This is a genomic window from Micromonospora sp. bgisy143, from assembly GCF_057708145.1.
This window is the reverse complement of the sequence record NZ_JBYIRN010000023.1, coordinates 26777-48633: the sequence shown is the minus strand read 5'-3', so window position 1 is coordinate 48633 and position 21857 is coordinate 26777. Positions and strand designations below refer to the sequence as shown.

Sequence of the window (21857 nt, the reverse complement as noted above, 5' to 3'; positions counted from 1 at the left end):
CCGCGCTCCGGGCCTCGACCGGACGCGTCGCCGTGCCCGCACCGCGGCCGGCACTGTCGTACCCGTGGTCCATGATCGTGTCGTCGCAGCGCCGCCGACCCCGGCTCGCGCGCGCACCACCCTGGATTCTTCTCATGTGGGAGGCCGTGACGTGACGAACGCCGACGAAGCCGACTGGCGGCGGCGCAGCGTGGTGGCCGTGCTGCCGCCCGCCCGCCCCCGGAAGCTGGCGAAGGTGCCCTTCGTCGAACTGGCCGACGGACGTCTGCAGGGCGTGGTCTCCAGCGGGTCGGACGTCGAACGGGTCTACGTCTCGTCGGTCGCGGCCGGCACCCACGCCTACCAGTGCAGCACCAACAACAACCGGCCGTGCGGTGGCTTGCGCGCCACCGCGTGCAAGCACCTGCACGCGCTGGCGGACGAGGCCCTTCTCCAGTACGGCGTCGACCGCGTCGCCCGCTACCTGCGGGTCGACGTCGGCGACGGGGTGGCCAGCGGCGCGGAGCTGCTGGCCCGGCTGGACGGTCAGCCCGAGCCGGCGTCGGCGGCGGTGGTGTTCAACCGCTTCCTGCGCCACCTCGCCTACCTGGAGGTGCCCGCCAGCACGACCCCGCTGCCCGAGCTGCACTGGTTCCCGGCCACCTCGGCAGGCCGCTGATGCGTGGCGCCCAGGTCGCGCCGCTGCGCACCACCCCGGCCGGGTTGACCGACGCGCTCGACGTGGTCGGCGGCTTCGACGACGCCCTCGTCGACGGCTTCGGCCGGGTCGGCGAGCGGGGTGCCGCCGCGCTGGCCGCGTTCGCCGCGGCGTTCGCCGGCACGCCGCTGGGTGGCCCGGTGACCGACGCGGTCGACGCGGTCATCGCCGGATCGGTCGCCCCGCAGCACATCGCCGCGCTCGCCGGCGCGCGCTCGGCGCTGCTCGGCGCGGCACACGACGCGCTCCTCGGGCAGCTCGACGAGACGCTCGGCCGCACCCGGTCGCCGTGGACGACCCCGACCGGCGCGCCTGCCGGGACGCCGCCCGCGCTCGCCTCGGCACGGGCGTGGTGGCACGAGGTGGCGGTCGCCGGCTGGCGGGGCGTCGACCACGAGCTGCTCTCCGTCGCCGCCGGGGTGGTCGAGACCAGCCTCCTCGTGCCGGAGCTACGACGGACCGCGGTGCTGCTCGACGGGCTCGCCGCCGAGCTGCGGGCGTGCGTGCCGGTCGCCACCATGACACAGGTGCCGGCACGCCGGTGGGCCGATCTCTGGGCCCGCGGTGTTCTGCTCACCGAGGGCGCGCCACCGCCCGACGAGCCGCCCCCGGTCTCCGGGCGGCTGCTGCCGCTCGGCGTGGACGTGCACAGTCACGACACGGCGGTGCAGGTCCAACTGCACGCCATCCTGGAACCGGCGGACGGCGGGCCGGTACGGCTGGTCCGCACGGCGGTGACCGCGGCGAAGGTCGACACCATCGTCGGCCCGGCGATCTGGCGGCTGCTGTCGCACCACCCGGCGCTGCTCGGCGCGCTGGCCGACAAGCGGGCGTTGACCGTGACCGACCTGCCACTGCGCGGCGGCGACCTGTGCTGGGTCGACGACCGGGTCCGGCTCGACGAGCCCGCGGACCCGTTCACCACCGCCCAGGTCCTGCTGCCCGCCGCGACCACGGCCGCGACCGACCCCCTGGACCGACACCCGGCGGGTATCGCCGAGCCCGTGCTCGTGGAGGGCACCGCGATCCGGGACGACGCCGGCTCGCTCGCCGTCGAGGTGGACGGCGAACGGATACCGGTGGCCGTCGACAGGTTGCCGGCCACCGGCCCGTTGACCGCCGACCTGGTCGCCACCGCGTCCACCTGGCTCGGCCTGCTGCGCTGGGACGACGGCCGGTGGCAGCTCCAACCGCTGGCGGTACGGGCCACGGTGAAACGGCGGACGGTGCAGGCGCACAACGGCGACTGGGCGTGCGGCGTCACCGATCCGAAGGTCGCCAAGGAGGAGGCGCGGGCGGGGGACGCCATCGCCGTGCTGCGCGAGCGCGCGGGACGGTTGCTGCGCCGATGACCGCGCCGATTCCCACCGGCGGATTCGCCGACGCCAACCGCCGTCAGGTCCTGTACTGGCGGCTGTTGTCCCGCCTCTTCGACCGCGACGAGCAGCCCGGCCTGGAGTCCGCGAGCGTCGCCGTGGTCGACGACCTCGGGCTGCCCGCCGCACTGCTGGACCCGGCGGTCTCGGTGGACACCATCGTGCAGCGTTTCCCGACTCTCGCGGCCGAGCTGCGCGGCCTGCTCACCCCCACCGAAGCCGAGCCGGACGCCGCAGGGCCGGACGCCGTAGGACCGGACACCATCGGACCGGACGCCGCCGCTGGACCTCGGACGGATGGGTCGGACGGCGGGCGGGACGACGCTGGGCCGCACGACGCTGGACCGCATGAAGGCGGGCGGGACGACGCTGCGCCGCCCGACGCCGGGCCGCACGAAGGCGACCCGTCGGGCGCGGATTCGGCCTATCGGCCCGGCGCCGCCGAGGTGCGCCGCGCCGCGCTGGTGTCGAAGGTGCTGCTGAACGTGTTCGCCACCGGTTCCGGCCCGGTCAGCGCCAACCAGCTCGCCCGCTGGCAGTCCGACGCCGGCTGGTTCGAGCAGGCTCTCGGCTGCGAACCAGGTGAGCTGCGCCGCCAGCCGGGCGGGCTGGGCGGCACCCTGGCCGGGTTGGAGGGCGACCTCGTCCGGCGGATGCACCTGCGAGAGGTACTGGCCGACCCTGCGCTGGCCAGCCAGCTCACCCCGAGCATGTCGCTGATCGAGCAGCTGCTGCGCGACAAGGCCAACCTGTCCGGCGTGGCGCTGGCAAATGCCAAGGCGTTGATCCGGCGTTTCGTCGACGAGGTCGCCGAGGTGCTCCGGACGCAGGTGCGACAGACCAGCGTCGGCGCGCTCGACCGGTCGGTGCCGCCCAAGCGGGTGTTCCGCAACCTCGATCTCGATCGGACCATCTGGCAGAACCTGACCAACTGGAGCCCGGAGGACGAGCGTCTCTACGTCGACCGGCTCTACTACCGGCACACCGCGCGACGCACCACGCCGTCCCGGCTCATCGTCGTGGTCGACCAGTCCGGCTCGATGGTGGACGCGATGGTCAACTGCACGATCCTCGCCTCGATCTTCGCGGGTCTGCCGAAGGTGGACGTGCACCTGATCGCCTACGACACCCGGGCTCTGGACCTCACCCCGTGGGTGCACGACCCGTTCGAGGTGTTGCTGCGTACCCAGCTGGGTGGCGGCACCGACGGCACGGCGGCGCTGGCGCTGGCCCGCCCGAAGGTCGCCGAGCCGAAGAACACCGTGCTGGTGTGGATCTCCGACTTCTACGAGGTCAACCACCAGGCGGTCTTCGACGGGCTGCAGGCCGCGCACCGCTCCGGCGTGAAGGTCATCCCGGTCGGCTCGGTCAGCAGCTCCGGCCAGCAGAGCGTCAACCCCTGGTTCCGGCAACGCCTGAAGGACCAGGGCACCCCCGTCATCTCCGGCCACATCCGCAAGCTCGTCGTCGAGCTGAAGAACTTCCTCACCTAGGAGAGCAATCCCTCATGTCCGAGATGTTGCGCGCCCCCGCCGAGGTCACGTACGCCGACGAGCTGGATTTCCTCGAGTCGGTCGACACCGGCCCGAAACCGTTCTCGTGGCGGCTGAGCCCGCGCATGGTCCGGCTGTTCATCCTCGGGTCGGAGCGGGCCGACGGCCTGTCCCGGGAGATCCCGCAGAAGTGGTTCGGCGACCGCAGTTTCGTCGAACGCGCCATCGTCACCCTCGCCTCGGACCGTGGTCTGCTGCTGATCGGTGACCCGGGCACCGGCAAGAGCTGGCTGGCCGAGCTGCTGGCCGCGGCCATCTGCCGCAACTCGACCCTGGTCGTGCAGGGCACCGCCGGCACGACCGAGGACCACATCAAGTACTCGTGGAACGTGTCCATGGTGATCGCGAAGGGCCAGTCCCGGGAGTCGATGATCCCCTCGCCGATCATGACGGCGATGGAGCGTGGCGTGGTGGGTCGCTTCGAGGAGCTGACCCGCTCCACCAGCGACGTGCAGGACGCGCTGATCTCGATCCTGTCCGAGAAGTACGTCGCCATCCCCGAGCTGGATGAGGACAACATCGTGTTCGCCCAACCCGGCTTCTCGATCATCGCGACCGCGAACAGCCGCGACCGGGGCGTCAACGACCTCTCCTCGGCGCTCAAGCGGCGGTTCAACTTCGTCCGGATTCCGGTGGTGACCAACAAGCGCAGCGAGGCGGAGATCGTCCGGTTCCGCACCGAGGAGCTGCTGCGCCGGCACCGCATCGAGCTGGACGTGCCACCCACCCTGCTGGACATCCTGTTGCAGAGCTTCGCCGACCTGCGCGCCGGTGCCGCGGCGGCGACCAGCGACGAGGAGAAGCTCGAGTCGGCGCTGTCGACCGCCGAGCAGATCGGCGTGCTGGAGGACGCGATCCTGCACAGCCAGTTCTTCGGCGACCGGACGCTGCGCGCGGCGACGCTCGCCGGATCACTGGTCGGGTCGTTGGCCCGTCGCAGCCCCGAGGACCTGGCGATCCTCAACAAGTATCTGCACGGCGTGGTGGAACCCCGGGCCCGCAAGGACGACGACGGCTGGGCGGGCTTCCTGGACGGCGGTCGTCAGGCGATCGCGTCCCTGTCGTGACGGCATCGACTGTCGCCGGCACGTTCGGCGCGCTCCGCGAGCAACTCACCGATGCGGCGACCGCGTTCGCGGGCTCCCCCGACGCGCTCGGCGCGATCCTCGCCGGCATGGTCGACGACGTCGACCGGGCGCTCGGCGAGCGGTTGGAGATCTTCCCGGTCTGCCACCACTCGCCGGCCTCCGCGCTGGCCATGGTGCGCCGACTACGCGCCAAGCAACCCCGGGTGATCTACCTGGAGCTGTGCGAGGATCTTCAGCCGCTGCTCGCGGAGCTGCACAACTGTCGCCTGCCGGTGGCCGTGCAGGCGTTCGCCTCGGAGCTGTCCGGCTTTCCCGCCGACTGGGGACCGCTCAGCGTCGTCGCACCGATCACCGAGGCGTCGGCGGAGTACCAGGCCATCGCGTACGCGCTGGAGACCCCCGGCGTGGAGCTGGTGTTGGTGGACCGCTCCACCGACCACGTCTTCCAGTGGTCACCACGGGAGCAGCCGGGCGCCGCGAGCAGCGCGAACGGGCCGACCGCCCCCGGTACGGATTCCGGACTGCACGGTGACGCCGTCGGGGTGGAGATCGGCGACCTGCGGCCCCGGTTCGCGGAGTTGGAGGCGTACCTGCTGCACCACGGCAAGGTGCGGCACTGGTCGGAGTGGTGGGACCAGTACGTGGAACGCCCGCTGGCCGACGCCGACCACGACACCTACCGGCAGGTGATGGTGTTGATCGGCAGCCTGTTCCGGCGGCTGCGTCCGGCCGGCGCGGACCGGCTCGACCGCGACGAGGACCGCGAGCGGTACATGTGGACGCGGATGCGTCAGCACCTGGCCGTCTCCGGCGTCGACCCGGCGGACTGTCTCTACGTGTGCGGCGCGTTCCACGCCGCCAGTCGCGTCGAACAGTTCGGCCTGGGCTCGACCGCCGACGACTTCGAGATCACCCCGCGCACCGACACCCGCTGGCGGTACGGCCTGATCCCGTCCAGCCACTCGGCGATCGAGGCGCAGTTCGGCCTGGCCCCCGGCTCGGTGTCGATCGCGGCGGCCACCTGGACGAAGGAGGTGCGCCGCCACGGGCTGTCCCCGTACCGGCTGGACGGCCACGCGGCCGTCCAGCGGCGACGCGGCCGGGCCACGACGGCCTCCTCCCCCGACGCGCCGGTCGGTGACCGGCTCACCGGCTTCCTCGCGGCGCCGCCGCACCTGGACGGCCTGGACGAGGCGGAGCTGCGCGGCTGGTGCGTCGACATCGTGCGGTTGGCCCGCCGCAACGGATACCTGGCCAGCACCGCCGACGCGATCGCCGTCTTCGAGACCTCGGTCCTGCTGGCCGGCCTGCGTAACCGGGCCCGACCCACCCCGTACGACTTCGCCGACGCCGCGGTCACCTGCATCGAGAAGGACGTGGTGCCCGGCCGGCGCGACGTACGGCGGCTCTGCGAGATCCTGCTCGGCGGCGACCGGATCGGTCAGGTCGGCTACGACGCCCTGCCTCCGCTGGCCCGCGACGTGCTCGACCGGCTCGAGCCGCTCGGCCTGGCCCTGGAGAAGCGGACCGTCCAGCGGGCGCTGCTGGACCTGAGCGCCGAGCCGGCGCTGGCCCGCTGCTCGGACCTGCTGTGGATCCTGCGGCACCTGCTGCCGCCGGCCGCGGTCCGGCCCATCATGGGTGAGCGCCGGCTCGGCCACCGCTCGGTCCAGGAGAGCTGGGACCTGGCGCTCGGTCGCCACCAGCGGTCGCTGATCGAGCTGGGCTACGAGGGCGTCACCGTCGAGCAGGTCCTGGAGCAACGACTGCGCCGGGCGGTACGCGGCCCCGACGCCACCGCCGCCGGTGCCCTCGCCGCCGTCGAGGACGCGATCCGGTTGCTCGACAGTCCGCGCCTGGTCGACGAGTTGGGGGCGCGGGCGGTGGAGCTGCTCGCCGCCGCGCGCACCGTCGACGACGCCCCCGACGTGCTGCGTCGCATCCGGCGGTTGCTGGCGCACCACCGGGCCACCGCGCCGACCCTGCCGGCCTGGTGCGAGGCGTTCGTGACGACCGGGTACGCGCACTACTGCACCCTGCTGCCGACCGCCATCGCCAGCGACGAGACCGACGTACGGCAGGTCGGCGCGATGCTCGGCTTCCTGTTCTCGATGGAGGGTCTGGCGCTGTCGCTGGGCTGCGACCGCTCGCAGCTGGAGCTGGCCGTGGCACAGTCGCACCCGACCGCGCCGGCGAAGGTCGCCCTGCTCTGGGCCGGCCGACACCAACTCGGCCTGCTGTCGACGGCCGAGCTGCGGGCCCGGTGCGCCGAGCTGCTGGCCAACCCGTTGGTGGTGCCGGCCTTCCCGCAGTACCTGGCCGGTTTCGTGCACGCGCTGGAACCGGTGCCCGGGCTCGCGCCGTTCGTCGTCGAGACGATGTCCACGGCCTTCGCGCAGCTGCCCGACCCCGTGCTGCTGCCCTGGCTGCCGACCCTGATCACGACCCTGCGGGACCAGGGCCCGGAGCTGGTCCCGCTCCTGATCCGCGAGGCTGGGCGCACGTTCCCGGAGACGCTGCCGGAGCTGGATGCCTGGGTCCCGCCGTGGGTCGCATCCCCGCCGCTCGCTCGGGTGGCCGACCAGCGCGCCGCCACCGCGCCACAAGGGCACGTCAACGTCCTCCTCCGTACGCATCCGGAGGCGGTCGACGCGATCTCCGGTCTGCTCGGGTACGACGGCGGATGGCTGCCCGGCGACGACGCTCCCGCCGACCCGAGCGGGGTGGCTGCCCTGCTGGCGAGGCATCCCGACACGGTCGATGCCGTCGCCGCACGGCTGACACGCCAGGCGTGAGGACGACAGCGGCGGGTAGGCAGCGGCCCGGCGTCATGTCGACATCCGCCGGGCAGGAGGCTTCGATGAGCACGTACCGGGACGAAGAGGGCGGTGGGTTCCCTCTTCCGGAGGCGGACGCCGCCGAGCAGCGGCAGGACGCGTTCGACGTGGGACCGCCGGACCGGGTCTCCGGTGACGTGGACCCGGAGGCGTCCGAGGCCGACCTGGCCGAGCAGGGCGCCCTGCCGGCGGGCGTCCTGGAGGAGGCGACGTCCCTTCCGGCCGACGCCGACCCGGCGGACGCCCTGGAGCAACGGCAGGAGATCCCGGCCCGCGACGAGGGCCGCCGCACCTGAGCGCGCCGGTCGCGCCCGCAAGGCGGGGGCGCGACCGGCGGGCAGGATCGGTCCCGTCGGCTGAGCCGGTGGGACCGGCCAGGCCGGCTCAGCCGGCGACGACCTGCCACAGCAGGAAGACGTTGAGCGCGACGACCAGGGCGGCGACTCCGGACGCGGCGGCCGTGGTCAGCGGGTGGTTGACGAGGTTGCCCATGAGGTCCCGCCGACGGGTGAAGGCGACCACCGGGATCAGCGCGAACGGGATGCCGAAGCTGAGGATGACCTGCGACAGCACCAGGGCACGGGTGGGGTCGAGGCCGATGGCGAGCACGGCCACGGCGGGCACCAGGGTGACCAGCCGGCGCAGCAGCAGCGGAATCCGGCGGCGCAGGAAGCCCTGCATGATCACCTCGCCGGCGTAGGTGCCGACGCTCGTGGAGGCGAGCCCGGAGACCAACAACGCGACGGCGAACCCGAAGGCGGCGGCCGTGCCGATGCTCTCGCCCAGGCCGGCGTGCACCCCCTCCAGGCTGTCGGCGCCCACCGGGCCGCCGCCACGGAAGCTGGCCGCCGCGATCAACAGCATGGCGAGGTTGACCACGCCGGCCGCCGTCAGGGCGAGCAGCACGTCGGTACGCTGGCCCCGGAACAGGGTACGGCGTTCGGCGTCGTCGGCCGCCGGGATGCGGTCGCGGGTCAGCGCGGAGTGCACGTAGATGACGTGCGGCATGACCGTCGCCCCGAGGATGCCGGCGGCCAGCAGGACACTGTCAGTGCACTGGAGTCGGGGCACCAGACCGGCCATGGCCGAGCCCGGGTCGGAGCCGGCGGCGAGCAGGTTGGCCGCGAAGGCCAGGACGATGACGCCGAGCAGCACGGCGATGGCGATCTCGAAGGCGCGGAACCCGCGCGAGCGCAGGGCCAGCACGACGAACGCGGCAGCGCCGATGATCAGCCCGCCGGGCAGCAGCGGTATGCCGAAGAGCAGGTAGAGCGCGACCGCTCCCCCGATCACCTCGGCCAGGTCGGTGGCCATCGCGACCAGCTCGGCCTGCACCCACATCATCCGGTTGAGTGGGCGGGGCAGCCGCTCGCGGCACAGCTCGGGCAGGCTGCGGCCGGTGGCCAGGCCCAGCTTGGCGGTGAGTGTCTGCACCAGCATGGCCATCAGGTTGGCCACCACCACGACCCAGACCAGCAGGTACCCGTAACGGGCGCCGGCCGCCGAGTTGGTGGCGAAGTTGCCCGGGTCGACGTACGCCACGGCGGCGACGAACGCCGGACCGAGCAGGATCAGCCGCCCGCGTACCCGGCCCCGGGCGCGGGCGATCTGCAGCGGCGTCGCCGTCGTCGCCCGGATGTCGTTGGTGACCATCGAGCACCTCCTCCTCGATTGAGTACGGATCGCGTGCCTGTTCCCTTCCCTGGCGGCTGACCCGTCGGTGCCAGTCGGTGGCCCAGGGGTGCCAGGAACCGGTGGCGCTTGACAGAGGCCGCCCGTCCGACCAAGCTGTCTCATAGTCCTACTGTCGTAGGACAACAGGAAGGATCATCACGAGTGATCGAGTTCGTGCTCGACAGCCGGTCGAAGGTGAACACCTACATGCAGCTCGTGCAGCAGGTGAAGCAGGCGCTGCGGGTCGGTCTGCTCGCACCCGGCGATCAGCTGCCGAAGGTCCGGGACGTCGCCCAGTCGCTGGCGATCAACCCGAACACGGTGCTGAAGGCGTACCGGGAGTTGGAGATCGAGGGTCTGGTCGGCGGCCGACCCGGGGTGGGCACGTTCGTCCAGCGCACCCTGGCCGGCGCGTCCCTGCCCAACCAGGCCGAACTCCGTGACGACCTGGTGGCGTGGCTGCGCCGGGCGCAGGCCGCCGGCCTGACGGCCGAGGACGTCGTCGCCCTGGTGGAGACCACGCTGCGCGCCACCCTCACCGACGACACCCCACAGAAGGAACCCGCGCGAGCGGTACGAGAGGACTGAGGATGGAGATGGTCTTGGAGGCCGACCGGCTGGGCAAGCGGTACGGCAGCACCTGGGCGCTGCGGGACTGCTCGCTGCGCCTACCGGCCGGGCGGATCGCGGCGCTGGTCGGGCCCAACGGCGCGGGCAAGAGCACCCTGCTGCACCTCGCGGTCGGTCTGCACAAGCCGGACGCGGGCACGGTACGGGTGTTCGGCAGGACGCCGTACGGCGACACGGAGGGCCTGGCCGACATCGGGTTCGTCGCCCAGGACACCCCGCTGTACCGGGACTTCACCGCCGCCGAACTGGTCACCGCGGGCGGCAAGCTGAACCGCCGCTGGGACGCCGCGCTGGCCCGTACCCGGTTGGCGCAGCTCGGCATCCCACCGGATCGCCCGGTCGGCAAGCTCTCCGGCGGGCAACGCGCCCAGGTGGCGCTCGCCCTCGCGCTGGCCAAGCAGCCCCGGCTGCTGCTGCTCGACGAACCGGTCGCCAGCCTCGACCCGCTCGCCCGCCGGGAGTTCCTCCAGTCGTTGATGGGCAGCGTCGCGGACTCGGGCACCACCGTCCTGCTCTCGTCGCACCTGCTGGCCGACCTGGAACGGGTCTGCGACTACCTGATCGTGCTCAACGCCGCCCAGGTGCAGCTCAGCGGCACGGTCGACGACCTGGTCGCCGCGCACCGACAGCTCGTCGGGCCGCGCCACGACGGCACCGCGATCGGCGGCGTCGCGCACGTGGTCCGGGCCAGCCACACGGACCGGCAGTCCACGTTGCTCGTCCGCACCGACGGCCCGATCACCGATCCGTCGTGGACGATCCGCGACGTCAGCCTGGAGGACGTCGTCCTGGCCTACCTGGCCGAGGGCACCGCCCGGACCAGTCACAGCGAGTGGGGAGTTGCGGCATGATCTGGCTGACCTGGCGGCAACACCGCAAGCAGGCGTTCTACACCCTGCTGGGGATGGCGGTGCTGGCCGCGGTGCTGGTGCCGATCGGCGTCGCGATGCGGAACACCTTCGCCGACCTCGACCTGGCCACCTGTGTGCGTCAGCTCAACGACGCGACCGTGTCGCCGGAGACCCGGAACGGCTGCGACGCGAGTTTCCACCGGTTCAGCAACCAGTACGGCAGCTTGAACCTGCTGGCCGTCCTGCTGATCACACTGCCGGTGCTGGTCGGCCTGTTCTGGGGTGCACCGCTGGTCGCCCGCGAGGTGGAGCAGGGCACCCACCGGTTCGTCTGGACCCAGGGCGTCGGCCGGGCCCGCTGGGCGCTGGTGAAGTTCGGGCTGGTGGGCGTGGGAGTCGTGCTCGTCGCGGCGCTCTACGGGTTGGGCATCTCGTGGTGGGTCGAGCCGCTGACCAGCGCCGCCCGGGAAGGGCGGCTCGGCCTGATCGTCTTCGACCTGCAGGGCATCGTCCCGATCGGCTACACCCTGTTCGCCGTGGCGCTGGGCATCTTCGCCGGCACCGTGTGGAAGCGGATGCTGCCCGCCATGGGCATCACCCTGGCCGGGTTCATCGGCGTACGGGCGGCGGTGGAGATCCTGGCCCGGCCGCACTACCAGCCGGCACGTACCCAGACTTTCCCGATCGAGGGAGACGGGCCGGCGGACATCGGCCGGGGCGACTGGATCCTCACCCAGGGCGTCCGAAACCCGGACGGGACGATGATCGCGGAGGACACCCGGATCCAGTGTCCGTCCGGCATGAAGGGGCCGGACGGCCGGGTCTGCGGGGCCGAGCTGGGCGTCGAGCCGGGCGCGTACAACTGGCAGCTCTACCAGCCGGCGGACCGGTTCTGGCTGTTCCAGAGCATCGAGACGGGCATCTTCGTCGCCCTCGCCGCGCTCCTGCTCTATCTCGCGGTGCGCCGGGTCCGCCGGATCGCTTAGGGACCTGGGTGATCGCCGGAGCCACGGGGGCCCCGGCGATCACCCGTCAGCGCGGGCTCAGCGGCCCAGCCGCCGGTACCGGGCGACCGAGAGCGGCAGGAACACGGCCACCAGCGCGATCGGCCAAGCCACGGCCAGCCAGAGGTGATGCTGCGCAGCCCACGAGTCGCCACCCCACCCCGGGTTGCCGAACAGCTCCCGGGTGGCACCGACGGTCGCCGACAACGGGTTCCACGCGGCCACCGCGCCGAGCCAGGACGGCATGGTGGACGGGGCGACGAACGCGTTGGAGAGGAAGCCGAGCGGGAATTCCAGGGTTTGCACGGCGACGACTGCCGTCTGACCACGGGTGACCAGGCCCAGGTAGATGCCGACCCAGACCAGGGCGAACCGCAACAGCAGTATCAGTCCGACCGCGCCCAGCGCGGTGCCGGCTCCACCGTGTGCCCGCCACCCGACCGCGAGACCCGTGACCAGCAACGTTGCGAGGGTGACCAGCGCGAACAGCAGGTCGGTCACGGCTCGGGCAACGAGCGGAGCGAATGGCGCGACCGGCATCGACCGGAGCCGGTCGGTCACCCCACGTTCCAGGTCGTCGGCGATGGCGATCGTGGTGAGGCTGATGCCGAACACCATGGTCATCACGAACATGCCGGGCATCAGGAACTCCCGGTAGCTGCCCCCGTCGGGGACCTGCATCGCCCCGCCGAACAGGTAGGCGAAGATCAGCACGATCAGGATGTTGAAGCCGAGTGAGGCGACCAGAGGCCCGGGATCACGTCGCCACCGGGCCAGGCCGCGCCAGACGAGGGTGGCGCTGTCGGTCAGGGTGCCAGGTCGGGCGGGCGTCAGGTCCACCGCCGTGGGCGTGGCCATGGTGCTCACGCGGCCACCTCCGCGTCCACCCGGTGGCCGGTGACGTGCAGGAAGACGTCGTCGAGGGTGGGTCGACGCAGGGCGATGTCGGCCACCGTGACCTGCGCGGCGTCGAGTGCCCGCAGCACCTCGACGAGCGCGCCGCGGCGGTGCCCGACGCCGACGCTGACCGCGCGCCGGTCCTCGTCGACCGTCGGTTCGCCGTCGACCACCCGACGTAGCTCCGCGACGGCGACGGGGAGATCGGCGGACGCGCCGACGACCACGTCGATCCGGTCGCCGCCGAGCCGTGCCTTCAGCTCGTCCGGGGTGCCCTCGGCGATCACCCGCCCGGCCTCGACCACCGAGATCCGGTCGGCGAGCTGGTCGGCCTCGTCCAGGTGCTGCGTGGTGAGCAGGACGGTGGTGCCCGCGCGGACCAACTCGCGGATCGACTCCCACACCTCGGTGCGGCCGCGCGGGTCCAGCCCCGTGGTGGGTTCGTCCAGGAACAGCACGGCGGGGGCCAGGACCATCCCGGCCGCCAGGTCCAACCGGCGACGCATACCCCCGGAGTACGCGCTGACCGGACGCTCGCCGACGTCGGCCAGGCCGAACCGTTCCAGCAACTCGACCGCGCGCTGCCCGGCCCGCCGGCGGCCCAGGTGGCACAGCAGGCCGAAGAGGATCAGGTTCTGTCGGGCGCTGAGCGCCTCGTCCAGGGCGGGGTGCTGCCCCACCAGGCCGATCCGGTAGCGCACCTGATCGGGGTGGCGGACCACGTCGAACCCGGCGACCTCGGCGCGACCTCCGTCCGGTCGCAGCAGGGTGGACAGGATCCGCACCGACGTGGTCTTGCCGGCCCCGTTCGGGCCGAGCAGGCCGCACACCGTTCCGCTGTGCACCGTCAGATCGAAGCCGTCAAGTGCGAACCGGTCCCGATAGCGCTTGCGCAGTCCTTCGGCGACTATCGCCGCACCGCTCGTCGTCATGTCGATCCCCTTCCCGTGGTCGTATGTCGCGCCCACCGTACACGGTACGGTAGGTCATACGACAAAGGTTGATCGACTAGCATCGGTGGCATGACGATCTCGTTGGACGGCCGGCGGTTCGCCGCCGTGGCGGATGTGGTGCCCGGCGAGATCGGCACCGAGACGGTCTTCAGCTACCACGAGCAGGCGGGCGAGGTGTGGGCCGAGTACAGCGGCGGGTCCATCCGACGCGGCTGCCTCGTCGGCACCCGCGACGGCGATCGGTTGGACTTCCGCTACGTCCAGCTCAACGCGGAGGGCCAGACGTCCTCCGGGCACTGTGTCACCGAGGTGCGTGTGCTGGCCGACCAGCGCCTGGAGCTGCACGAGTCCTGGGCCTGGGAGTCCCGGCCGGGCAACGGCACCAGCGTGGTGCGGGAGATCCCCTAGACCGGGTCGGCGGACCCGGCCGGGCCGGCGACGCCGACGTTGAGCGGGTCTGCCAGCAGCTTGTCGAAGGCCAGCTCGGCGGCCCCGATCAGGACGGCGTCCCTGCCGAGAGCCGCAGCCCGCAACCGCAGATGCTCACGGCTGCCCGGTAGCGGCATGGCGTCCAGTCGCCGCCGCACCGTGTCCGCCCCGGCGATGAAGATGTCCCGCAGCGCGCCACCGAACACCACGGCGTCGGGGTTGACCACGTTGACCAGGTTCGCGACACCGAACCCGAGCCAGTCGGCGACCTGCTCGACGGCAGCGCGGGCGGTCGCGTCGCCGTCCGCCGCCGCGCGCAGCACGTCGGCCACGGCGGCGCGGTCGTCGGGGTCGCGGCCGGCGTGTCGCAGCAGCGCGGCCTCGGAGATCTCGGTCTCCCAGCAACCACGGGAGCCGCAGCCGCACGGCAGGCCGTTCGGGTTGACCACCATGTGGCCGACCTTGCCGCTGTGGCCGCGGTGGCCGATCATCAGTCGGCCGCCGACCACGATGCCGGCGCTGATGCCCAGATCGCCGTGCAGGTAGATGAGGTCGTCGATGCCGGGGGCCACACCCCGGATGTGCTCGGCCAGGCCCGCGATGTCGGCCAGGTCTCCGGCCACGAACCCGGGGCAGGCGGTCAGCTCGGCTTCGAGGGCGGCGCTCAGGCCCTCCTCCACTCCGACGATCCGCAGGCCGCCGTCGGCGTCACGGGTGGTGTCGGTGACGGCGACCGCGCCGCCGACCAGCAGCGCGTCCGGAGCGACGCCGCGTTCCATCCCGCGGACCAGGTCAGCAAGAGGGCGGACGGCGTCGACGGCCGACATGCCACCGGGACGGGGTGCCTCCCGCAGGTCGAGGATGCGACCGCCGAGGCCAATCCGCGCGGCCCGCAGCCGGTCCGCGTCGATGCTGAGCGCGTGCGCGTAGACCCGGTCGGAGCGGGGGCTGACCACGAGTGAGGGCCGGCCGGCGCGGCGGGTCGTGGCGGGCGCCTCCTCGGTGACCAGACCGCTCGCGGTCAGGTCGGCGGCGAGGGCGCCGATGGTGCTGCGGTTCAGGCCGAGACGGCTGGTCAGCTCGGCCCGCGACGTCGGCCCGTGCAGGTGCACGTAGCGCAGCACGGCGCCGAGGTTCTGCCGTCGGATCTCCTCCTGGCTCGCGCCGGGGACCGGCGGCAGTGGGGTGTCGAGGGTACGGCCGGCGCCGGCGGGCCTGGACCGTACGGGTGTCGCCACGGTCAGACCTCCTTCACGGATCGGTGCCGGGTGGACGATGGGGCACTGACGACGATGGGTCCCGGAAGAGGAGATCCGGGACCCATCGGCGGTGCTGCTTACCGTGCGGTGATTACTTGGTGAGCGGCGCGAGCTTCGGGTCGTTGGCGTACGCCTCGACCACGTTCGCCTTGGTGACGGCGACCGGCGGGAGCAGGAACGTGTCGACGACCTTGCTGCCGTTGTTGTACGACTTGGTGTCGTTCACCTGCGGGGCGTTACCGGCCTGGAGAGCCTTGACCATGTTGATGGTCTCCTTCACCAGGTTGCGGGTGTCCTTGTTGATCGTCATGTACTGCTCGCCCTTGACGATCGACTTGACCGACTCGACCTCGGAGTCCTGACCGGTGACCACCGGGATCGGCTTGCCGGCGCCCTTGACCGAGGTCAGGATCGCGCGGGCCAGGGTGTCGTTCGGGGAGAGGACGCCGTCCAGCTCCTTGTTGCCGTAGGTCGAGGTCAGCAGCTGGTCCATGCGGGCCTGCGCACCCTCGGCCTTCCAGCCCTGGATGGCGGTCTGCTTGACGTCCTTCTGACCCGAGGCGACAACGACGTTGCCCTTGTCGATCTCCGGCTTGAGCACGTCCATCGCGCCGTTGAAGAAGACACCGGCGTTGTTGTCGTCCGGCGAGCCGGAGAACAGCTCGATGTTGTACGGGCCGTTCGGCTTCTTGGCCTTCATGCCGTCCAGCAGGGCCTGACCCTGGAGCTGGCCGACCTTGAAGTTGTCGAACGCGACGTAGTAGTCGAGGTCCGGCGTGTTGGTGATGAGCCGGTCGTACGCGATGACCTTGGCACCGGCGGCGTGCGCGGCGGCGACCTGGGTCGACAGCTGCGCGGCGTCGGTCGCGCCGATGACGATGACCTTGGCGCCCTTGGTGGTCATGGCGGTGATCTGGGCCTGCTGGTCGGCGACCGTGGTCGACGCGCCGGCGTACTGCACGTCAGCCTGGAAACCGGCCTCCTTGAGACCGTTGGTGAACAGGTCACCGGCGAGAACCCAGTTCTCCGAGGTCTTGGCCGGCAGGGCGACACCGATCAGGGAGTTCGCCGCGAAGCCCTTGGCGTCGCCGCCCTTGGAGCCCGCGTCGTCGCCGTCGCGGCCGGAGCCGCAGCCGGCCAGGGCCAGCATGGCGGCGGCGCTGATGGCCACCACCGACGAGCCGAAGATTTTACGCATGGTGAGGACTTGCCTTTCTGGATGTGAGACGGGTGGAGAGGTCGGTGGCCGTCAGCCGGACACCGCTGCCTTGGCGGGCTCGCGCTCCGCGTCCGGCGGTGAGGCGGGTGGGGCGGAGTCGTCGCGGCGGAACGGCCGCATCAGGCTCCCGATGATGGAGAAGCGCCCCTGGCTCTTGTTGTAGACGTCGATCGCGACGGCCAGCAGCAGGACCAGGCCCTTGATGATCTGGACCCGGTCGGTGCCGACACCCATCAGCTGCAGACCGTTGTTGAGCACGGCCATGACGAGACCACCGACGATCGAACCGCTGATGGTGCCGATACCGCCGGAGACGGCCGCGCCACCGATGAAGACCGCGGCGATGGCGTCCAGCTCCCAGCCGTTGCCGTCCTGCGGGCCGGAGGCCGCCGAGCGGGCCACGAAGATCATGCCGGCCAGCGCGGCCAGGACGGACATGTTCATCATGACGAGGAAGTTGACCCGCTTGAGCTTCACGCCGGACAGCTCGGCCGCCCGGGAGTTGCCGCCCACCGCGTAGATGTGCCGGCCACCTGCCGTGTTGCGGGTGTAGAAGGAGTACGCGATGACCAGCGCCACCAGGATGATGCCCGAGATCGGGAAGCTGGTGCCGACGCGACCGCTGGCGAAGCGCAGCGCGGCGAAGGCGATCACGCCGACCATGACGGCCATCCGCAGGATCGAGATCCACACCGGGGCCGGATCGGCGTCCATGGCCTTGCGGGTCTTGCGGGCCTGGAGCTCCCGCCACACCACGGCCACCGCGGCGGCCAGACCGAGCAGCAGCGTCGCGTTGTTGTAGCCGGTGTTCGGCCCGAACTCGGGCAGGAAGCCGGAACCGATCTCCCGGAAGCCCTCCGGCACCGGGATGGTGTTGGCGTTACCGATGAACTGGTTGCCACCGCGGAACAGCAGCATGCCGGCAAGCGTGACGATGAACGCCGGCACACCGATGTACGCCACCCAGAAGCCCTGCCAGGCGCCGATGATCGCGCCGATCGCCAGACCGAACAGGATGGCGAGCGGCCAGGGCAGGTCCCACTCGGTCATCGACTTGGCGACCAGGATGCCGGCGAAAGCGGCGACCGAGCCGACCGAGAGGTCGATGTGCCCGGCGACGATCACCATGAGCATGCCGATGGCCAGGATCAGGATGTACGAGTTCTGCTGGAACAGCGCGATCAGGTTGTCCGACCGCAGGGTGAGCCCGTCGGTCAGGATCTGGAACAGGACGACGATCGCCACCAGGGTGAAGATCATCCCGAACTGGCGGGCGTTGGAGGTCGTACCTCCAAACAGGTTCTTCTGAAGGTCCTTGATACGACTCATCGGGTGGCCAACTTCTTCGTCGAGGTCATCTGCTTCATGAGGGTCTCCGGGTCCGCGTCCGCCCGAGCGATCTCGCCCGTGATGGCGCCTTCGAACACGGTGTAGATGCGGTCGCAGAGCCCGATCAGCTCAGGCAGCTCCGAGGAGATGACGATGACGCCCTTCCCCTGGTCGGCGAGCCGCTGGATGATGCCGTAGATCTCGTACTTCGCGCCCACGTCGATACCGCGGGTCGGCTCGTCGAGGATCAGCAGGTCCGGGTCGGTGAACATCCACTTGGCCAGCACGACCTTCTGCTGGTTGCCACCGGAGAGCTTGGCGACGCCCTCGTCCACCGTCGGGGCCTTGGTCCGCAACTCCTTGCGGTACGCCTCGGCCGCCTGGTACTCCTCGACCTCGTCGAGCACACCGTGGTGCGTGATCTTGGACAGCTTGGCGGCCACCGTCGACGTCTTGATGTCGTCGAGCAGGTTGAGGCCGATCGCCTTGCGGTCCTCGCTGACGTACGCGAGCCCGTGGTCGATCGCGTCCGCCACCGACTTCAGGACGATCTCCTTGCCGTCCTTGATGATCGTGCCCGACTCGTACACCCCGTAGGAGCGGCCGAAGACGCTCATCGCGAGTTCGGTGCGGCCCGCGCCCATGAGGCCGGCGAAGCCGACGATCTCGCCGCGGCGCACCACGAAGCTCTCGTTCTTGCAGACCTGCCGCTCGGCGGAGATCGGGTGCCGGACGTTCCAGTTGCGCACCTCGAAGAAGACGTCACCGATCTTCGGGGTGTGGTCCGGGAAGCGGCTGCTCAGCTCGCGACCGACCATGCCCCGCACGATCCGGTCCTCGTCGACCCCGTCGGCCTTGACGTCCAGGGTCTCCACGGTCCGGCCGTCGCGCAGGATGGTGATCTGGTCCGCGATCGCCTCAATCTCGTTCAGCTTGTGCGAGATCATGATCGAGGTGATGCCGCGCGAGCGGAAGCCACGCAGCAGGTCCAGCAGGTGCCGGGAGTCCGCCTCGTTCAGGGCGGCCGTCGGCTCGTCCAGGATGAGCAGCTTCACGTCCTTGGCGAACGCCTTGGCGATCTCCACGAGCTGCTGCTTTCCGACGCCGATGTCCTTGACCAGGGTGTCCGGGTCTTCCTCCAGACCGACCCGGGCCATCAGGTCGAGCGCCATCCGGTTCGCGGCCTTCCAGTCGATCGCGCCCCGCTTGCGCGGTTCGTTACCGAGGAAGATGTTCTCGGTGATCGACATCCCGGGGATGAGCGCCAACTCCTGGTGGATGATCACGATCCCGGCGCCCTCGCTCGCCCGGATGTCGGAGAACTTGCTCTCCGACCCCTGGTAGACGATCTGGCCGTCATAGCTGCCGTACGGGTAGACCCCGCTGAGCACCTTCATCAGCGTGGACTTGCCCGCACCGTTCTCGCCGCAGATGGCATGGATCTCGCCGGCGCGAACCACCAGGTTGACGTCGGAGAGGGCCTTGACTCCGGGGAACTCCTTGGTGATGGAGCGCATCTCAAGGAGGATCGGCACGTCGCTCATCGCTCGTACCACCTCGCCAACGTCATCGGTTGCCTCCGGAAGGTTGAACCTTCACTTGGTTTTGTTGTTGACGGCAACGTATTGCGGTGAGCAGGCCATCCGCAAGGCGAGGGGCTGTTGAAAATGTAACAATCCGGCAATATAGACGAAGCAGAGTATTCGCCCGTCACGCTCGCCCCAACAGTCGCTGGTGGCACCATGGCCTGCCCTTGGCAACGTTGTCAAATGGAAGATGGGCCCACGATCGGCTCCGGTCACCGTCGGAAGGTCCCCCACCAGGCACGATCCGCCGCGAGGCGGGGTCGGCGGGCTGGTAGGCGCGCTCAGCACCATCGAGTGATCTTGATCCAACCGCAACGCCGGCACCCCACCCACGACCACACCGCGAACCCCGATCAGCGGTGTGACCCACGCCTCCACCCGCAGGCAAGATCGACGCTGATCGTCCAACAAGCCCCCCGCACCAGCAGACGAACATAAGACTGAACGTCCCTTAAGAGCGAGATCAGCCCCTTCGCGCCCCGCCCCGCCCGGCCCCTACCCCGCCGTCCCTTCCCGTCCCGCCCCCGCCCCGTCGCGCCCCGCCCCGCCCCGTCGCCCCGCCCCGCCCCGCCACGCCACGTCGATCATGGAGTTGCGGTGGGCGACAAAGCGCCCGCGAGACGACAAGACAGGCACCACAACTCCATGATCGTCGAGCCTCACGGCCAGGACCGCGCCGATCTTGCAGTTTCGGTTGTCGACATGTGGCGCTACAGCACTTATGTCGCCACAGAAAGTGCAAGATCGGCGCGGTCCTCCGGGACGGCGGGGCGGGGCGGGGTCTTGGCTTACTCGGGTATCTGCTGTTGGCGGAACTGGTCGACGGGGAGGCCTCCTCGACCCCAGTTCTCAGTCTCGACCTCGTCGATCACGACGAAGGTCGACGTCAACGGCTTGTTCAGGACGTCGCGCAGCAACTCGCTCACCCCCTTGATGAGGGCGGCCTTCTCCTCGGCGGTCGCCGCGGAGGCGCCCGCGGTGCTGCCCTCTCGGGTGATCTGGATGGTCACGATCGGCATCGTCCGCTCCTCTCGGGTGTCGGGTGGAGTCAGTGACCGGCGTTCTGCCCACCGTCGACGTGCAGGATCTCGCCGGTGACGAACGGGGCGGACTCGAGGTAGAGGACGGCGTCGACCACGTCGCTGGTCTCGCCCATCCGACCCACCGGGTGGAGGCCCGCGAGCGTCTCGTGCGTCTCGACCGGGTGCATCGGGGTCTTGATGACGCCGGGCGCGACGGCGTTGACCCGTACGCCGCGACTCGCGTACTCGATGGCCAGCGACTTGGTCGCCGAGCTGAGACCGCCCTTGGTCAGTGACGCGAGCACCGACGGGACGTTCGAGTTGGGCTGGTCGACGAAGCTCGTCGTGATGCTGACGATGTGACCGGCGCCGCTGGCCAGCAGGTGCGGCAGCGCGCGCTGGGTGAGGTGGAAGAACCCGGCGAGGTTGATCCCGGTGACCTGGGCGAAGTCCTCGGCGGTGTAGTCGGTGAACGGCTTGGCGACGAAGACGCCGGCGTTGTTCACCAGGGTGTCGATCCGGCCGAACCGGTCCAGAGCGGCACGAACCACCCGCTCTGCGGTGTCGGCCTCGGCGATGTCGCCCCGGACCGTGACGATCTCCGGGTCGGTGGACGCGTCGATCGAGCGCGAGGTCGCCACGACTCCGTACCCGAGCTTGCGGTAGGCGTCCACGAGGCCGGCCCCGATGCCCTGGGAGGCGCCGGTGATGACAACGACCTTCTGACCCTGGCTGCTGTTCATGAGAAGACCACTTTCACTAGACGACTGGTCTACTAAAAGCTAGCCGACCGGTCGTGTATCGTCGAGGCATGGGGCGAACCAGTGACGCGAAGAACAAGATCCTCGACGCGGCCGCCGCGCTGATCGAGCAGCGCGGGTACACGGCGCTGGGCGTGGCCGAGATCTGCGCGGTGGCCGGCGTGCCGAAGGGCAGCTTCTACTACTTCTTCGAGTCCAAGCAGGCGCTCGCCCGCACCGTCATCGACGAACACTGGGCCACCCAGCGCCGCCAGTGGGAGCAGTTGCTCGGCAGCGAGCGCGACCCGCTACAGCGGCTCCGGGACCTGTTCGAGGCCACCGAGGAGGTCCAGCGCGCCGGCCAGCAGAAGGCCGGCGTGGTCGCCGGCTGCCTGTTCGGCAACCTCGCCCTCGAACTCAGCAACCAGGCCGAGGAGATCCGCGCTCGGCTCCAGGAGATCTTCGAGGAGCAGATCAGCCTCATCGAGCAGGTCGTCGCCGAGGCGAAGGAGCGCGGCCTGGCGGGCTCGTCGGTCGACAGCCGGGAGGCCGCCCGGTCCATCGTCGCCCAGATCGAGGGGCGGGTCCTGCTCGCGAAGTTGCTCAACGATCCGACCCAGCTGGAGACGCTGTGGCGCAACTGCCTGGACCTCCTCCAGGTGCCGGCGCAGGAGCGGACCAGCACCGGCTGAACGGACGGCTGTCGCTGACCG

The 21857-nt window shown here is 70.8% G+C and carries 19 protein-coding genes and 2 pseudogenes; 12 read left to right on the top strand and 9 right to left on the bottom strand.

Features of this window, described 5'->3' with window-relative positions; translation table 11 throughout:
* The first annotated feature begins 190 nt into the window (after nt 1–190).
* The 7 genes and pseudogenes from AC3EN4_RS23840 (at nt 191) to AC3EN4_RS23810 (ending at nt 7847) form a co-directional block, all read left to right on the top strand.
* Nucleotides 191–658: a hypothetical protein gene (locus tag AC3EN4_RS23840; protein WP_435207986.1), complete on the top strand. Its 468-nt coding sequence runs from the start codon at nt 191–193 to the stop codon at nt 656–658.
* Nucleotides 658–2049, top strand: coding sequence for a hypothetical protein (locus tag AC3EN4_RS23835; RefSeq protein ID WP_435207912.1), 1392 nt, complete (start codon nt 658–660; stop codon nt 2047–2049). The genes AC3EN4_RS23840 and AC3EN4_RS23835 overlap by 1 nt, the downstream gene beginning before the upstream one ends.
* Nucleotides 2046–2306 (top strand): annotated as a pseudogene (locus AC3EN4_RS23830) (VWA containing CoxE family protein); the annotation flags it as partial. The gene AC3EN4_RS23835 and the pseudogene AC3EN4_RS23830, both read left to right, overlap by 4 nt.
* 198 nt (nt 2307–2504) lie before the next feature.
* Nucleotides 2505–3566 (top strand): annotated as a pseudogene (locus AC3EN4_RS23825) (VWA domain-containing protein); the annotation flags it as partial.
* A 14-nt stretch (nt 3567–3580) separates the two neighbouring features.
* Nucleotides 3581–4693: an ATP-binding protein gene (locus tag AC3EN4_RS23820; protein ID WP_422739287.1), complete on the top strand. Its 1113-nt coding sequence runs from the start codon at nt 3581–3583 to the stop codon at nt 4691–4693.
* Nucleotides 4690–7509, top strand: coding sequence for a DUF5682 family protein (locus tag AC3EN4_RS23815; protein ID WP_435207910.1), 2820 nt, complete (start codon nt 4690–4692; stop codon nt 7507–7509). Before AC3EN4_RS23820 ends, AC3EN4_RS23815 begins: the two co-directional genes overlap by 4 nt.
* 65 nt (nt 7510–7574) lie before the next feature.
* Nucleotides 7575–7847, top strand: coding sequence for a hypothetical protein (locus AC3EN4_RS23810; RefSeq protein ID WP_435207908.1), 273 nt, complete (start codon nt 7575–7577; stop codon nt 7845–7847).
* Nucleotides 7848–7935: 88 nt separating this feature from the next.
* Here the strand turns inward: AC3EN4_RS23810 and AC3EN4_RS23805 are convergent, their stop codons facing one another.
* Nucleotides 7936–9204, bottom strand: coding sequence for an Nramp family divalent metal transporter (locus tag AC3EN4_RS23805; RefSeq protein WP_435207906.1), 1269 nt, complete (start codon nt 9202–9204; stop codon nt 7936–7938).
* A gap of 183 nt (nt 9205–9387) precedes the next feature.
* Here AC3EN4_RS23805 and AC3EN4_RS23800 point away from each other — a divergent pair, with 183 nt between their 5' ends.
* From AC3EN4_RS23800 to AC3EN4_RS23790, 3 genes are read left to right on the top strand one after another with little or no spacing between them, the layout of a single operon-like run.
* Nucleotides 9388–9813, top strand: a complete 426-nt coding sequence (locus AC3EN4_RS23800) for a GntR family transcriptional regulator (protein ID WP_435207905.1) — start codon at nt 9388–9390, stop codon at nt 9811–9813.
* A gap of 2 nt (nt 9814–9815) precedes the next feature.
* Complete coding sequence (locus AC3EN4_RS23795; RefSeq protein ID WP_422739280.1) at nt 9816–10706, top strand: ABC transporter ATP-binding protein; 891 nt, start codon at nt 9816–9818, stop codon at nt 10704–10706.
* Nucleotides 10703–11692 carry a transporter gene (locus AC3EN4_RS23790; protein ID WP_435207904.1) on the top strand — a complete coding sequence of 330 codons (990 nt, stop codon included), beginning with the start codon at nt 10703–10705 and terminating at the stop codon, nt 11690–11692. Before AC3EN4_RS23795 ends, AC3EN4_RS23790 begins: the two co-directional genes overlap by 4 nt.
* A 57-nt stretch (nt 11693–11749) precedes the next feature.
* On the opposite strand, the gene AC3EN4_RS23785 is transcribed toward AC3EN4_RS23790, so the two are convergent.
* Together AC3EN4_RS23785 and AC3EN4_RS23780 are read right to left on the bottom strand one after the other, a co-directional pair.
* On the bottom strand, nt 11750–12568 hold the full coding sequence (locus AC3EN4_RS23785) for an ABC transporter permease (protein WP_435207984.1): 819 nt from the start codon (nt 12566–12568) through the stop codon (nt 11750–11752).
* A gap of 5 nt (nt 12569–12573) precedes the next feature.
* The gene (locus AC3EN4_RS23780) at nt 12574–13539 is read right to left on the bottom strand and encodes an ATP-binding cassette domain-containing protein (RefSeq protein WP_435207902.1); all 966 of its coding nucleotides are present in this window, start codon (nt 13537–13539) and stop codon (nt 12574–12576) included.
* 90 nt (nt 13540–13629) lie between these two features.
* On the opposite strand from AC3EN4_RS23780, the gene AC3EN4_RS23775 reads away from it, so the two are divergent.
* On the top strand, nt 13630–13968 hold the full coding sequence (locus AC3EN4_RS23775; RefSeq protein WP_435207900.1) for an avidin-fold protein: 339 nt from the start codon (nt 13630–13632) through the stop codon (nt 13966–13968).
* Here AC3EN4_RS23775 and AC3EN4_RS23770 read toward each other — a convergent pair.
* From AC3EN4_RS23770 to AC3EN4_RS23745, 6 genes are all read right to left on the bottom strand, one after another.
* The gene (locus tag AC3EN4_RS23770; RefSeq protein ID WP_435207898.1) at nt 13965–15227 is read right to left on the bottom strand and encodes an ROK family transcriptional regulator; all 1263 of its coding nucleotides are present in this window, start codon (nt 15225–15227) and stop codon (nt 13965–13967) included. The two genes, AC3EN4_RS23775 and AC3EN4_RS23770, sit on opposite strands and share 4 nt — an antisense overlap.
* A gap of 112 nt (nt 15228–15339) precedes the next feature.
* The gene (locus tag AC3EN4_RS23765) at nt 15340–16446 is read right to left on the bottom strand and encodes a substrate-binding domain-containing protein (protein ID WP_421475528.1); all 1107 of its coding nucleotides are present in this window, start codon (nt 16444–16446) and stop codon (nt 15340–15342) included.
* A 51-nt stretch (nt 16447–16497) separates the two neighbouring features.
* The gene (gene mmsB / locus AC3EN4_RS23760; protein WP_435207897.1) at nt 16498–17796 is read right to left on the bottom strand and encodes a multiple monosaccharide ABC transporter permease; all 1299 of its coding nucleotides are present in this window, start codon (nt 17794–17796) and stop codon (nt 16498–16500) included.
* Nucleotides 17793–19340: a multiple monosaccharide ABC transporter ATP-binding protein gene (gene mmsA / locus AC3EN4_RS23755; RefSeq protein ID WP_435207895.1), complete on the bottom strand. Its 1548-nt coding sequence runs from the start codon at nt 19338–19340 to the stop codon at nt 17793–17795. The genes mmsB and mmsA overlap by 4 nt, the downstream gene beginning before the upstream one ends.
* Nucleotides 19341–20170: 830 nt before the next feature.
* Nucleotides 20171–20401 carry a tautomerase family protein gene (locus tag AC3EN4_RS23750; protein WP_435207893.1) on the bottom strand — a complete coding sequence of 77 codons (231 nt, stop codon included), beginning with the start codon at nt 20399–20401 and terminating at the stop codon, nt 20171–20173.
* Nucleotides 20402–20430: 29 nt separating this feature from the next.
* Nucleotides 20431–21147, bottom strand: a complete 717-nt coding sequence (locus AC3EN4_RS23745) for an SDR family NAD(P)-dependent oxidoreductase (protein ID WP_422739273.1) — start codon at nt 21145–21147, stop codon at nt 20431–20433.
* A gap of 68 nt (nt 21148–21215) precedes the next feature.
* Here AC3EN4_RS23745 and AC3EN4_RS23740 point away from each other — a divergent pair, with 68 nt between their 5' ends.
* Entirely contained in the window at nt 21216–21836 is a 621-nt protein-coding gene (locus AC3EN4_RS23740; protein WP_435207890.1) for a TetR family transcriptional regulator C-terminal domain-containing protein, read from the top strand.
* Nucleotides 21837–21857: the final 21 nt, after the last annotated feature.

Bases quoted from the DNA above. Each gene is read 5' to 3' on its own strand.
- AC3EN4_RS23805 (WP_435207906.1), bottom strand. From the start codon at position 9,204: ATGGTCACCAACGACATCCGGGCGACGACGGCGACGCCGCTGCAGATC.
- mmsB (WP_435207897.1), bottom strand. From the start codon at position 17,796: ATGAGTCGTATCAAGGACCTTCAGAAGAACCTGTTTGGAGGTACGACC.
- AC3EN4_RS23750 (WP_435207893.1), bottom strand. From the start codon at position 20,401: ATGCCGATCGTGACCATCCAGATCACCCGAGAGGGCAGCACCGCGGGC.
- AC3EN4_RS23775 (WP_435207900.1), top strand. From the start codon at position 13,630: ATGACGATCTCGTTGGACGGCCGGCGGTTCGCCGCCGTGGCGGATGTG.
- AC3EN4_RS23835 (WP_435207912.1), top strand. From the start codon at position 658: ATGCGTGGCGCCCAGGTCGCGCCGCTGCGCACCACCCCGGCCGGGTTG.
- mmsA (WP_435207895.1), bottom strand. From the start codon at position 19,340: ATGAGCGACGTGCCGATCCTCCTTGAGATGCGCTCCATCACCAAGGAG.
- AC3EN4_RS23740 (WP_435207890.1), top strand. From the start codon at position 21,216: ATGGGGCGAACCAGTGACGCGAAGAACAAGATCCTCGACGCGGCCGCC.
- AC3EN4_RS23785 (WP_435207984.1), bottom strand. From the start codon at position 12,568: ATGGCCACGCCCACGGCGGTGGACCTGACGCCCGCCCGACCTGGCACC.
- AC3EN4_RS23820 (WP_422739287.1), top strand. From the start codon at position 3,581: ATGTCCGAGATGTTGCGCGCCCCCGCCGAGGTCACGTACGCCGACGAG.
- AC3EN4_RS23765 (WP_421475528.1), bottom strand. From the start codon at position 16,446: ATGCGTAAAATCTTCGGCTCGTCGGTGGTGGCCATCAGCGCCGCCGCC.
- AC3EN4_RS23795 (WP_422739280.1), top strand. From the start codon at position 9,816: ATGGAGATGGTCTTGGAGGCCGACCGGCTGGGCAAGCGGTACGGCAGC.
- AC3EN4_RS23810 (WP_435207908.1), top strand. From the start codon at position 7,575: ATGAGCACGTACCGGGACGAAGAGGGCGGTGGGTTCCCTCTTCCGGAG.
- AC3EN4_RS23780 (WP_435207902.1), bottom strand. From the start codon at position 13,539: ATGACGACGAGCGGTGCGGCGATAGTCGCCGAAGGACTGCGCAAGCGC.
- AC3EN4_RS23745 (WP_422739273.1), bottom strand. From the start codon at position 21,147: ATGAACAGCAGCCAGGGTCAGAAGGTCGTTGTCATCACCGGCGCCTCC.
- AC3EN4_RS23790 (WP_435207904.1), top strand. From the start codon at position 10,703: ATGATCTGGCTGACCTGGCGGCAACACCGCAAGCAGGCGTTCTACACC.